The sequence below is a fragment of the Arthrobacter crystallopoietes genome, assembly GCF_017603825.1.
In the GTDB taxonomy this organism is placed as follows: Bacteria; Actinomycetota; Actinomycetes; order Actinomycetales; family Micrococcaceae; genus Crystallibacter; species Crystallibacter crystallopoietes_B.
This window is the reverse complement of sequence record NZ_CP072014.1, coordinates 1,977,982-1,990,600: the sequence shown is the minus strand read 5'-3', so window position 1 is coordinate 1,990,600 and position 12,619 is coordinate 1,977,982. Positions and strand designations below refer to the sequence as shown.

The following is a 12,619-nucleotide window of genomic DNA, read 5'->3' as shown; positions in this document are numbered from 1 at the left end:
ATGACAAGCAAACATCGGCAGCCCGGCGCACGGGCCATGGCCACGACGAGCGGGACCAGCAGGACCACGGACTTCCCCGGTCCCGAGGGCTCCCCCTGGACGGGGAACCGCGGGCATTTCTGGTCATCGGCGTGGTTCACGTGGACCGTCCTGTCCGTAGGGCTGATCGCCTGCGGCATCTATCTCTGGGTGACGAAAATCGAGCCGGTCATTCCGGGGCTGCTCGAATTCATCACCCAGCCGCTGTAGCTATCAGTCTTGCCGGTCCGAACCGCCCCCTTCGGACCGGCAGCCCTGCGATTCCCGTGCGCACCGCCGGATCGGCCCAACTTCGTCCCGCAGTCCAGCTATCAAACAGCTGGTTTAAGGACGTATCCCACACCGCGGACCGTGTGGATCATCGGCGAACGGCCGGCGTCGAGCTTCTTGCGCAAGTAGGAAATGTAGAGCTCCACAATGTTGTTCTGGCCGCCGAAATCGTAGTTCCACACGTGGTCCAGGATCTGGCTCTTGCTGACCACCGTGCGGACGTTGTCCATCAGGTAATGCAGCAGATCGAACTCCGTCGCCGTGAGCTGGATGTCCGTCCCGGCGCGGGTGACCTCGCGGGTATCAAGGTTCAGGACCAGGTCCCCCACCACCAGTTCGGCCGCCGCCGCTGCCGCCACACCGGAGCGCTGGACCAGCCGGTGCAGGCGCAGCATGAGTTCCTCCATGCTGAACGGCTTGGTCACGTAGTCATCCCCGCCCGCGGCCAGGCCGGTGATGCGGTCCGCCACGGCATCTTTGGCGGTCAGGAACAGGGCGGGCACATTGGGCGAGAATGCCCGGATCTTCACCAGCGCCTCCACGCCGTCGAACCCGGGCATCATCACGTCCAGCACCAGCACATCCGGGCGGACATCGCGGGCAATTTTCACGGCCGACGGGCCGTCGTGGGCTACGTGCACGTTCCAGCCGGCCATCCGCAGTCCCATCCGCACCAGGTCCGAAAGCTGCGGCTCGTCGTCGACCACCAGCGCCCGGACCGGGCTGCCGTCCGGATGCCTCAGTTTGGGCAGCCCGCTGACCAGTTCGGTGGGATCCTGTGCCGCCATTCCTACTCCCCCTGGTATCAAGTTGCGCGGATACTGAGACAACAGTAACTACTACAGTTACTACATCCCATCAGTGCGGCGGTCAGATTGAAAGAGAAGCCCATGCAGAGCGACAAGCGGCCTTCCCGCCCGCCGTCGGCGCCTGCCCCCGGCGACCGGCGCAGCGGCGGATGGCGCCCGTTCCGGAACTGGCAGCTGCGCACCAAGCTGGTCCTGATCACGCTGGCGCTGCTTGCCGCCATCTGCCTCGCAGTGGGCCTCTCCGCGCACGCCGCGATGACCTCGTTCCTGACCGGGCAGTTGGACGAGCAGTTGGCACAGGCCTCCGCCCGTGCCAACCTGTCGCAGGAAGAGTTCCGCCGGGACTCGGATGAAGACCACGAAGAGGACGACGAAGAATACGACGACGGCGGCCAGGATTCGGAAAATGTTGCGACCCGGCTGAACGGACCAGGCTCCCGGGCGGGAACGCTGAATGCCCGCATCGGGGACCGCGGTGTCCGGGGCGCCGGCATCTTCACGCCGGACGGCGGCAGGCAGGACCTGACCAAGGCGGATGAACAGATCCTCGACGACCTCGCCCTGGATGTTCCGCCGGTTGACCGAACGCTCTCGGTGGGCGACTACCGGCTGGTGGCGACTTACAACCCGGACCGCGAGTACACCATCGTTACCGGCCTGCCGCTAATAGCCAAGGAGGAAACTCTGGCCTCCCTGACCCGGACCATGACAGTGGTATCCGCGGCCGGACTGGCCGCAGCGGCGCTGCTGGGAACGCTGATTATCCGCCGCACTCTGCGCCCGCTGGAGCAACTCTCCGGCGTTGCCACCCGCGTCTCCCGGCTGCCCCTGGGTGAAGGCGAAGTCGCCATGGCCGAACGCGTGCCGGCCGGGATTGCGGTCCCGGCCACCGAAGTGGGACGCCTCGGCCACGCCTTCAACCTGATGCTGGACAACGTTGCCGGCGCGTTCAGCGCCCGCCACCGCAGCGAGACCAAGCTGCGCCAGTTCGTCGCCGACGCCAGCCACGAGCTGCGCACTCCCCTGACCGCCATCCGCGGCTACTCCGAAATGATCCGGCTGACCGAGAACCTCAGCGAAGAAGGCCGCTCCTCCATCTCGCGCGTGGAGTCCGAGTCCAAACGCATGACGGCACTCGTGGAGGACCTGCTGCTGCTGGCGCGGATGGAGGAAGGACACCGGGCGGAACAGCACGACGTCGACCTGACCCAGCTGGTGGTTGAGTCCGTCAGCGACATCCGCGCCGCCGCGCCTGAGCACCGGTGGGTCCTGCAGCTGCCCGACGACCCCGTGACGGTGCGGGCCAACCCAGGCCAGCTGCACCAGGTCCTCATCAACCTGCTGACCAACGCGCATAAACACACCAGCGCCGGAACCACCGTGGTCACCTCGCTTGCCGCCGAGCCCGGCGCTGCCGTCCTGACCGTGGCCGACGACGGTCCCGGCATTCCGGCGGACTTTATCGATAAGATCTTCTCCCGCTTCACCCGGGCGGACACCGCCCGCTCGGACCGCAGCGGCACCCACGGCCTGGGCCTGTCCATCGTGGATGCCATCGTGAAATCCCACGGCGGCCGCATCGACGTCAGCAGCAGCGAAGGAAAGACGGAGTTCACCGTCCGCCTCCCGGGCAGTGGCGCCCAGCCCGCGGGATGACTGTCAAGACGAATCTCCCGTATCGTTCTCAGCTGTAAATCTGGGCGTACAAATCCTCGATTTGGCTTGCTGTGGGGACTATAGGATTATTGCCCGGCGACCCGGACGCGAGCGCCTGCTGTGCCATCAGCGGGGTCACTTCATCCCACTTCTCCTGGTCAATGCCGTAGCTCTGGGGTGTAGGCACATCCAGGTCCTTGCAGAGGACAGCAAGGGCTTCGACCAGCTTGTCAGCGGCCAAAGAGTCGGGATCCCCCTGCCCCGCGGCCCCGAAGGCACGTGCGCAATCGGCATATCTGCCAGCGGCAGCATGCACGGAAAACGCTGTAACTGCTGGGAACAGCATGGCATTGGACAGGCCATGGGCCACGTGAAAGTGTGCCCCGATCGGCCGGCTCATCCCATGCACCAAGGCCACACTGGAATTCGAAAAAGCGATGCCAGCCTGCGTTGCGGCAAACATCATGGCTTCACGCGCGTCAAGGTCGGCGCCGTCCGCATACGCCCGACGGATATTCCGACCGATGGTGCGGATAGCGGTCAGAGCCAAGCCATCTGAGAAAGCGTTCGCCTTCCTGCTGACATACGCCTCGACGGCGTGGGTGAGTGCATCAACCCCGGTATCTGCGGTCAGCCTCGAAGGCATCGAGATGGTCAGCTCATAGTCGACAATCGTGGCCACGGGAAGGAAAGCCAGGCCCGTGCACAACATTTTCTCGTCAGTCGCGCTGTCCGTAATGACCGTGAATTGCGTGGCTTCGGATCCGCTTCCGGCAGTTGTCGGGATGGCGATTACCGGCAGGGCGGGGCCGCTGTTGTTCCGCGGCGCCTTGTAGTCGCGCATTTCGCCGCCCTGGGCCGAGAGCAGCCCCAGAGCCTTGGCCGTATCCATCGGGCTGCCGCCGCCGAAGCCGACGAGGCAATCGGCACGGTGGGCAGCAACCGCTTCCAGTCCTCCAATAAGCGAGTCGGTGGTAGGGTCCGGAACGGTTTCGGAAAACACCTCACCCTCCAGCCCCGCGTCCCTGAGGTTGGCGAGTAACCGGTCAGCTGCGCCCGTGCTGACCAGGAACGCATCGGTGACGAGCAGTGGCCGGGAAAGGCCCAACCCGGCTAAAACGCCGCCGAGCTCGCCGGCAGCTCCGCCGCCGATCCGCATGATGCGGGGCAGTGCAATGGAAGAAACCATACAAAGAACCTCTCTGGCTGAAAGTACGCATGCCGCGTGTGACGCCGGCCACGCACTCCATCCTGCCTTCTGAAGCGTCATATGCCCATCCGTCTGACCAAAATGAAGCCGCCGGCGTCTCCTCCTGAGGAGGCACCGGCGTCGTCATTGCTGCAGAAATCGAACAGCCCTTTGGCTGGTGGCGGTCAGCCGTCCGCAGGCGCGCCTAGCCCGAAGTGCATCAGGTCCTCCCCCACCACGAGGTTTCCGGAGAAGCCGACCTGCGCCTTTTCCCATTTCTCCACGGGAGTGTTTCCGGGCACCAGATGGGTCAGGACCAGCGTCTTGACGCCGGCTGCCTCGGCTTGGGGTCCAACCTGTTCGATGGCGGTGTGGGCTGCCAACATGTGCTGCATCAAATTCGGATCCGGTTTAGGTGAGTCCGGCCCCATCAACCCATCCACCCAGTCCATGTCGATGCATTCATGCAGCAGAATGTCGGCGCCCTCGGAGATAGTGACCAGGTTCCGGCAAACCCCGGTGTCGCCCGAGATCACGATCGAGCCGTCGGGAGTGTCGAAGCGGAAGGCGAAGGCAGGAAAAACCGGCCGGTGGTCCACCAGGATCGCGCTTACCCGCACGTTCTCATCCCGGTAGATCTCGAACGGTTCCATCCGCGGAGTGGGATCCCCATTGGGATCCCTTCCGGTATCCGCCGGCAGTTGGATGTCTTCGAACTCGAAGATTTCGCGCAGGTCCTGCTTGGCGTTGTCCCGCATACGGTCGTTAATGTCCAGCGCGTAGGCCTGCAGCAGCCGTTCAGTCGATTCAACCAGCCCGGGAGTCGGGGATTCCGGGTTGAACACTTCCGGCAGGTGTTCGCGCTCTTCCTCCGCGAAGATCGGCGGCAGCATGCCCCGGTCCCCCGGACCGATCACTTTGATGGGCCGCCGCAATCCGTCCGATCCGTTGTGCCAAGCCAGCAGCAGCAGGTTCGGGTAGTCGACCATGTGGTCCGAATGGTGATGGGTGATGAAAACGGCCCGCATGTTGTCCAGGCCCTTCTGGAAACCCGACGGGCCCAGACCGGACTTGCGGAACTGCGGACCCCAGCCTTCGCCGCAGTCGATCAAATAAACGGAGTCGTTGACCGTAATCGCGGTGGAAATTCCGCTGCGGTCGCTGCCGTCCCACCACGGCGGTCCGCCGGCGGTGCCCAGGAGGGTAACCCGGGTGCGGTGTTTGGCGGCTTGCTCTGCGGTCAGCGGCACGTACTGGCTGCTCATGGGATGGTCCTTTCAGCGGATGGAAGCGTGGGATTTGGCGTTTTGGATGAGTTCAAAGATGCGGCTGCGCAGCTTCGCGTATTCGGGCAGCGATTTGGTTGTGACCTGGTGCCGTGGATGTGGCAGCGGTACTTCAATGTTTTCGCTGACGGTGGTGGGCGCGCCGGAAAGTACGATCACCCGGTCTCCGAGATACACGGCCTCGTCGATGTCGTGGGTAACGAAGACGACGGTGGTATCAAAGTCACGCCGGACCTTCAGGACCAGGTCCTCGAGATCAATCCGGGTCTGCGCGTCGACGGCGGCGAACGGCTCATCCATGAGGAGTACATCCGGCTGGTAGGCCAGGCCACGGGCGATGGCGGCCCGCTGTTGCATGCCGCCGGACATCTGCCAGGGATACAGAGCCCCTTTGCCTGCCAGCCCTACCGATTCGAGCACCTGGGCGATCCGCTGCGGACGCTCCGCCTTGGAGAACTTGTTGCGCATTGGCAGTTCAATGTTCTGTTCCACCGTCATCCACGGCAGCAGCGAGCGGCTGTAGTCCTGAAAAACGACGGCGAGTTTGGCCGGCGGTTCCGAGACTTCCTCGCCCTCGAACACGGTACGGCCTCCGCTGGGTTCCAACAATCCGGCCATGCACCGGAGCAGAGTTGTCTTGCCGGATCCAGACGGGCCGACCACACAAACAAATTCTCCGCGGCAGATGCTGAAGTCGACGCCGGCAAGGATCCTGTTCTCGCCGTAATTCTTCTGCAGGTTCTCCAGCTCCAGCAGAACGTCTCGGTCAGTCGATCCCGCTGTCAGGCCGCTTACGGTTGTTTCAGTCATGTTCAAGATGCGCTTCCTGTGCTTGCTCGAAGGCCGGACTGCCAGCGCAGCACGTACCGTTCGAGGCGGGTGAATAGGACGTTGGCGAGATAGCCCAGCAGGCCGAGGATGAGGGTCCCTGCCCAGGTTTCGGCAACCGCGAAGGTTTGCTGCGAGTTCAGGACGTAGTAGCCGATCCCGTTGGTGGACGCGACCATTTCCGAAACCACAATCAGGATGATCGACATCTGCAACGTCGTCCGGAGACCGGCAAAGATCTGTGGGCCGGCGTTCGGCAGGATCACGAAGCGTACCCGCTGGCCGGGGGTCAGCTTGTAGCTGCGGGACATCTCGCCCAATTGCGGGTCCAACGAGCGGACGCCGTCGATTGTATTGAGCAGGGTCGGCCAGATGGCGCCGACAACGATGATCGCAATGTTCATGGACGGACCGATGCCGAACACCAGCAGGCCGATCGGCAGCAGCACCGGCGGCGGCAGCGAGCGCAGGAACTGGATGACCGGCTCGGTGGCCGCCCGCAGCAGCGGGAACATTCCGATCACCAGGCCCAGGCCGATGCCAAGCACGCCGGCGAGCAGGAAGCCCGCCAGGAACTTCAACACGCTGGGCACCAGATGTTCCACGAAACCTGGCCCAAGCCAGTCCTGCTGCAGGGTCTGCAGAATGGTGGCCATGGAGGGGAAGTACAACGACGTGCTTCCGGCGGAGGCCGTCGCCCAGATGACGAGCAGCAGCACAGGTAGCCAGCTGCGGACCAGCAGCAGGCGCCAGCCGGTCAGGGGCGGGCCAGCGGTCCGTTTCTTGCGGCGCGGGCGGGATGCAGCGTGAACCGACCGGGCGGTCACAGGCGTGTCGACAGTGGTCAAAGCTTGCCTTCTTCTCGGATGGACGGATGCCAGAAGAGAAGCGGCTTCTCTCCAAAGCGGAATACCAGGTTGATGCCCAGACCCAGCAGCCCCGCGGCGATGATCAGCGCATACATTTCAGCCAGTGCATTGGCCGACTGCGCTACCACGATGTTCTGTCCCAGTCCGGCGGCACCACCGATCATTTCGGTTACTACAGCAATAACAACGGCGATGGCGGCGGAGATGCGCAGCCCGGTGGTAGCAAACGGCAGCACCGAGGGAAACACGAGCCGCGTCGTCGTCAGCCATGGGCCCAACCGGTAGCTCTTCGCCATATCCTGGGCCACGCCGTTGACTTCCCTGAGCCCGTACACCAACTGGGTCAGCAGCGGCCAGATCGCCCCAAAGACGATCAGGAATAGCTTCATCCCCGGCGAGGGCCCCCACAACAGCAGCCCGAGCGGAATCAGCGCCACAGGAGGGATGGGCTTGAGGAACTCGAGGACGAACCACGTGGATTCCTGCCACCAGCGCGAGAGGCCGATGACCAGCGCGATCGGAGCAGCGATCAGGACAATCAGCACCAGGCCCAGCAGCGCCACGGACAGCGTGTCCCACAGCGCCAGCCAGAAGCCGCCCGATACAAGCTGGGCGCCGAAGGCCACGATGACGTCGCTGGCGGGCGGAATGGATGCGACCGGCAGTATGCCGGTGACGCTGGCCAGCTCCCACAGCAAGAAGAGTACGACGACGGGGCCGGTTCCCAGCCAACGTCGGCTCAGGCCCGCCACGGCCCTGCGCCTGTCACGTGTGGCCGGGGCGGCAAGTGTTTGAATTGCGTTGCTCACGGTCGGATCACGTCCGCTCCCTTGATTGTTTCAGCCAGGAAACCGAGGTCGTGCATGACGCCCGCGGCAGTATCCAGTGCGTCCGGGGAAACACCTACTCCGTAGCCGGGCTGCAGCATGGACGCGGCGATCTCGGGCTTGAGCTTGCCGTACTTGATAAGTACTTCCTGGACTTTCTCCGGATGTTCGGCTGCCGTGCTGCTGCCTTTCTCCAGCGCGGCCACGAACTTTTCCACCAGTTCGGGGTTCTTCTCCACAAACGGGGCGGCGGTGAAGAAGAGTGCGAAGGTGCCGCCGGGCAGCATGGCGTCGGTGTAGGGGTGGGCAATGGCGCGGGCGCCGCTGGCAGCACCGATCGTCGCGAACGGCTCCACTACGCTTGCCGCGTCGATGCGGCCCTGTTTAAGGGCCGTCATCATGTCGGGCAGCGGCATGGCCACGAACGTCACCTGGGACGGGTCGCCGCCGTCGGCCTCAATGCTGCGTGCTGCCGCAATGTGCAGGATCGAGGAGAGCGCGTTAACAGCCACAGTCTTTCCCTCAAGGTCCGCCGGACGCTGAACCGTCGAGTCCTCGCCGACCAGCAGGGCCGAAACGTCCTCGGCAGGGTCTTCGGCAACATCGGCAGCGTTAGCCACCGCTTGAACCGGCAACCCCTTCTGCGCGGCTGCTATAAAGGGCGTCGTGGCGGACGTCCCGAACTGAAGCTGCCCGTTGATCACGGACGGCGCGATGGCGGCCGCGTTCTGCATAACCTGGGTCTGCACGTTCAGCCCCGCTTCGGCGAAGTAGCCTTCCTCCAGGGCGATGTAGACCGGGGCGAAGTCCGCGACCGGTATAACGCCCACTTTGATCGGCTCCCCCGCGCCGATTTCTTTTGCACTCCCCTGGCCGACTCCGCAGCCTGAAAGCAGTAACGCCACCGCCCCAAGCAGCGCGAGGATGATTCTTGCTTGCATGCCCACCTCTCCTTTGAGTTCGTGCAACGACCGCCAAGCGGCCGTGATACTGATCACAAATGAGTGTGACGGAGTGGCACCCATACAGCAAATACTTCTTTTGCAGACAGCCTATATAGAATCTGTATATGAATCTCCGCCAACTGCGATACTTTTTGGCCGTCGCCGAAGAAGGCTCCTTCTCCAAGGCAGCTGCCATGCTGCATATGACGCAGCCGCCACTCAGCCTCGCCGTATCGCAGCTGGAAAAGGAGCTCGGCGCCAAACTCCTGGAGCGGCACGCGCATGGTGTCAGCAAAACCGAGGCCGGCGAATACCTGGTGGCCAACGGCTCCCAACTGATCCTGCGGGCCAGCCGGATAGAGAGCCACGTCAAGGCGCTCGGACAAGGACTCACGGGTCGGCTGCATATCGCCTCTGTTCCCTCCTTCTCCTGGTCCGGGCTCCCGCCGCTGCTCAAGAACTACGCGGAGCAAGCCCCCGGGGTAGAAGTGGAGCTTTCCGATCCTGCTCCGGCCGAAGTCCTCAGTCAGGTCAGTTCCGGCCTGGCCGACGTCGGGTTTGTTGCCACCGGCAATACCGGCAAGTTGCGGGACAGCACCGCGGGGGATCTCTGTGTGGCGCTCGTCCAGGAGATGCCGCTGGTGGCCGTCCTGCCGCCTAGCCACCGAGGCGCCCCGGAAACCATCGATCTTTCAGGCCTGCTGGACGAGATCTGGATGGTTCCACAGCGCTATGCCGGCTTTCCCGGCCTGATCGAACTGATCGAGGACGTTTGGGCCGCGATGGGCACGCGTCCCGCAACGGTACGCACCGTGGCAACACTGCAGACGGCCATTCCCTTGGTAGCGGCAGGCATGGGTATCAGCATCATGCCGAGCGCCGTAGCGGAGCTAGCTGGCGAGAACATTGTCATCCGTCGAATCAGCCAAGTGGTTCACCCGCTCGAGGGCACAATGGTGTGGCCGGAAAACCGGACGCTGACGCCTGCGGCCCAGCGCTTCGTCGACCTGGTCATGTCAATCAGCAGTTAGCCCTGCGGGCCGGACCGCCGTACACTCTACTGGTATGACCCGGCTCACGCGGAGCCCGTTGGCGGGGGTTGCCACGGGAAAATCATCTGTCACGAGACCATCCCAGGGGGTGGTCCGCTTTTCCACGGCTGGCTTGCCCGAGCCGCGCCGCGTGGAACTGTGGGAAAACCATAATGCCCGCTCGCTCATCGGCCTCGGCTGCCGCACGCTCAGCGAAGCGGCGCTCGAAGCAACCGAGCTCAACCTTCAGCTTCCGCGCATCCAGTTCGCGCATGTGGCCGGGAATCCGCACGTGGTTGAGCGCACCCAAAGTTACATCTCTGCGAACCCGGCGGACGCCGTCGTTGTCTATTTCAATCTCGACGGCGAGGCCTTCTTCTATCACCGGGACGGCTGCGAGATGCTGCGCCCGGGCCAAGCCGTTCTGTATGACGCGGACCAGCCGTTCATGCGCGGGTTTTCGCACGGGCTGCGCGAACTCGCGCTCAAGATTCCGCGGTCGGTCTACAAAGAGATTTCAGGGCGAAGCAGCCTGGGTCGCCCACAGATTTTCGACTTCCGCAGCTCCGTGGCCGCCGGGCAACATGCCAACGCGCTGGCCGGCCTGATGCAAAGCGCGCTGGCCGATCGGGAGCCGGACGGCGCCCGGCTGGAAGCGTCGGCCCTGGACCTGTTCCGGATCCTGGTCAACGGCGACGACGGCGGCGGCGTTGGCCACTTCGCGGCGGCCAAATCCTTCATCCTCCAGCGGCTGCGCGACCCACAGCTGTCGGCCCCTTTGGTGGCTGCCGCCATTGGCATCAGCGATCGACAGCTCTCAAGGGTCTTCGCGCAAGAAGGCATTAGCGTGGTGCGGTTCATCCGGGAAGAACGGCTGCAGCTGGCCCGCCGGCTGCTGGCCGACCCGGGCAATCCGCGGCAACCTTTGGCCCGGCTTGCTGCGGAACTCGGCTTCTCCTCGCAGCCGCACTTTTCCCGGGCCTACAAAGAACTTTTTGGCGTCAGCCCGCTGCAGGCCCGCAAAGCCGCACACTGAATCCATCTCTATGAAGCGGTGCCCATCGGGTACCGCCAGCACATCGACCGAGAGCAGCCGGCCATGAAACTGACACTGACCGAGTTCCTTTCCCTGGACGGAGTCTGCCAAGGTCCGGGTTCACCGGACGAGGACACCAGCGGCGGCTTCACCCAGGGCGGCTGGTTCGTCCCGCACATGGACGAGACCTTCATGCAGCAGGCCGCCGATTGGCTGGCGGAGGCAGACGGCTTACTACTGGGCCGGCGAACGTACGAGGAGTTCGCGCAGGCCTGGCCGAACATGACCGATCCAAACGATCCGTTCGCGGAAAAGATGAACAGCGTGCCCAAGTACGTCGTTTCCAACAGCCTCGCCACGGCTAAATGGTCACCCAGCGCAATCCTCTCGGGGGATATTCCCGCAAAGGTAGCGGAACTCAAGGACCAGCCTGGCCGGGAGCTGCAGATCCACGGCAGCGCCAGGCTCGGTCAGTCGATGCTCGTTGCAGGATTGATTGACGAACTGCGCCTGGTCATCGCCCCAGTACTTGTGGGCAGCGGGCGTCGCCTGTTCCCCGACGGCGGTACTCCTGCCGGGCTGAAGCTGATTAGCCATAAGGTGACGCCTGCCGGATTGGCCATCCACACCTACGAAACAACCGGCACCCCGGAGTACGGAACCTACGAGGGCAGCGCGTAGATCGTTCAAACCCGCCAGCCCGTTCTCTGAGGCGTAAATCACACGTATTGTTGAAAGATTCAATGAACTGACGAAGGAGCTGGTTTGAGTTGGGGACCACTTCTGTCACTGCCGTGACGACTGCCTTTTCCACCGCCCGTGTTCCTTTTCAGGACCGTCTGCCCCTTTGGGAGGACTACAACAAACGCTCGCTGATCGGCTTGAGTTGCCGGACGCTGGCGTCCGACGGCCTGGTTGCAGCGCAGCGGAACCTCCGCATGCCGCGGCTGCGCTTTACGGAGATCCAAGGCAACGACCATGTGGTTGAACGCTCGCAGGTGGATATCCGCAATGTTCCGGCGGAAACGCTGCCGCTCTGCCTTCTGCTAGAAGGCAACGCGTTCTACTACCACTCCGGTGGCTGCGAGACATTCTCCGCCGGAGACGCCATTCTTTATGATGCCGACCGGCCATTCATCTACGGCTTTTCGACGAACATGCGCCAGGTCATCCTCGAGGTTCCCCGAAGCCTCTACCCTGAGCGCACCGGACAGTCGGGGCTGACCGCCCCGCTGGTGCTGCGCGCCGGACCAGGTGCCCCGTTCACGGAATATGCACGCGCTGCTGTGACCACCATCCGCCATGCCCTGCAGGCTCCACCCGAGAACCCCCAGGCCATGGAGGATGCCTGCCTTGATCTCTTCGAGCTGATCACCGGCAACCATCCGAGCTCGCTCACCGGGGGCTACATGCTCAGCGCACGTGAATACATCCGCAACCACCTGCGGGAAGCTGATTTATCTGCCTCCCGCATCGCTCACGACATCGGCATCAGCGAACGCCACCTTGGCCGGGTCTTCGCAGCCGAGGACACAACCGTGGGCAAGGAAATTCTGGCCACTCGGCTGCGCCGTGCCGCGGAAATGCTCGCGGACCCGAAACTTCAGTCGGCATCGGTCGGTGCGATCGCCGCGTCCGCAGGTTTTGCCTCTGCCGCACATTTCTCCCGCTCTTTCAAGCAGGCATTCGGCTGCACTCCGCGGGAGGCGCGCGGCGCCTGATTCCCTTGCCTTTTGACCAGGCGGGACAAACAATTTGCCTGTTTCGGACATTCGCGCACTGCCCGCCCTCCCACCGTCAGGATGAGATGCACATCACATCCCCATCGGGCAAAG

Annotated in this window: 13 protein-coding genes; 6 read left to right on the top strand and 7 right to left on the bottom strand. The window is 63.7% G+C overall.

Annotation, left to right across the window (positions count from 1 at the left end; genetic code table 11):
- Positions 1–249, top strand: coding sequence for a hypothetical protein (locus J5251_RS09195; protein WP_208575876.1), 249 nt, complete (start codon positions 1–3; stop codon positions 247–249).
- A 101-nt stretch (positions 250–350) separates the two neighbouring features.
- On the opposite strand, the gene J5251_RS09190 is transcribed toward J5251_RS09195, so the two are convergent.
- Positions 351–1,097 (bottom strand): response regulator transcription factor, encoded by a 747-nt coding sequence (locus J5251_RS09190; protein WP_208575875.1) that lies wholly within the window; start codon positions 1,095–1,097, stop codon positions 351–353.
- A 102-nt stretch (positions 1,098–1,199) separates the two neighbouring features.
- On the opposite strand from J5251_RS09190, the gene J5251_RS09185 reads away from it, so the two are divergent.
- On the top strand, positions 1,200–2,774 hold the full coding sequence (locus J5251_RS09185) for a HAMP domain-containing sensor histidine kinase (protein WP_208575874.1): 1,575 nt from the start codon (positions 1,200–1,202) through the stop codon (positions 2,772–2,774).
- Positions 2,775–2,802: 28 nt separating this feature from the next.
- Here the strand turns inward: J5251_RS09185 and J5251_RS09180 are convergent, their stop codons facing one another.
- The 6 genes from J5251_RS09180 to J5251_RS09155 form a co-directional block, all read right to left on the bottom strand.
- Positions 2,803–3,963: an iron-containing alcohol dehydrogenase gene (locus J5251_RS09180; protein ID WP_208575873.1), complete on the bottom strand. Its 1,161-nt coding sequence runs from the start codon at positions 3,961–3,963 to the stop codon at positions 2,803–2,805.
- A gap of 185 nt (positions 3,964–4,148) precedes the next feature.
- Positions 4,149–5,228 carry an MBL fold metallo-hydrolase gene (locus J5251_RS09175; RefSeq protein ID WP_139005048.1) on the bottom strand — a complete coding sequence of 360 codons (1,080 nt, stop codon included), beginning with the start codon at positions 5,226–5,228 and terminating at the stop codon, positions 4,149–4,151.
- Between the two features lie 12 nt (positions 5,229–5,240).
- Entirely contained in the window at positions 5,241–6,059 is an 819-nt protein-coding gene (locus J5251_RS09170) for an ABC transporter ATP-binding protein (RefSeq protein WP_139005047.1), read from the bottom strand.
- Positions 6,060–6,061: 2 nt separating this feature from the next.
- Positions 6,062–6,925: an ABC transporter permease gene (locus J5251_RS09165; RefSeq protein WP_244250874.1), complete on the bottom strand. Its 864-nt coding sequence runs from the start codon at positions 6,923–6,925 to the stop codon at positions 6,062–6,064.
- Complete coding sequence (locus tag J5251_RS09160; RefSeq protein ID WP_244250873.1) at positions 6,922–7,755, bottom strand: ABC transporter permease; 834 nt, start codon at positions 7,753–7,755, stop codon at positions 6,922–6,924. The genes J5251_RS09165 and J5251_RS09160 overlap by 4 nt, the downstream gene beginning before the upstream one ends.
- Positions 7,752–8,714, bottom strand: a complete 963-nt coding sequence (locus J5251_RS09155; protein ID WP_208575872.1) for an ABC transporter substrate-binding protein — start codon at positions 8,712–8,714, stop codon at positions 7,752–7,754. Before J5251_RS09155 ends, J5251_RS09160 begins: the two co-directional genes overlap by 4 nt.
- A gap of 128 nt (positions 8,715–8,842) precedes the next feature.
- Between J5251_RS09155 and J5251_RS09150 the strand changes: the two genes are divergently transcribed.
- From J5251_RS09150 to J5251_RS09135, 4 genes are all read left to right on the top strand, one after another.
- On the top strand, positions 8,843–9,748 hold the full coding sequence (locus tag J5251_RS09150; RefSeq protein WP_139005045.1) for a LysR family transcriptional regulator: 906 nt from the start codon (positions 8,843–8,845) through the stop codon (positions 9,746–9,748).
- Positions 9,749–9,782: 34 nt separating this feature from the next.
- Entirely contained in the window at positions 9,783–10,784 is a 1,002-nt protein-coding gene (locus tag J5251_RS09145) for an AraC family transcriptional regulator (protein WP_139005044.1), read from the top strand.
- A 63-nt stretch (positions 10,785–10,847) separates the two neighbouring features.
- Entirely contained in the window at positions 10,848–11,465 is a 618-nt protein-coding gene (locus tag J5251_RS09140) for a dihydrofolate reductase family protein (RefSeq protein ID WP_208575871.1), read from the top strand.
- An 89-nt stretch (positions 11,466–11,554) separates the two neighbouring features.
- The gene (locus J5251_RS09135) at positions 11,555–12,505 is read left to right on the top strand and encodes a helix-turn-helix domain-containing protein (protein WP_208575870.1); all 951 of its coding nucleotides are present in this window, start codon (positions 11,555–11,557) and stop codon (positions 12,503–12,505) included.
- The last annotated feature ends 114 nt before the right edge of the window (positions 12,506–12,619 follow it).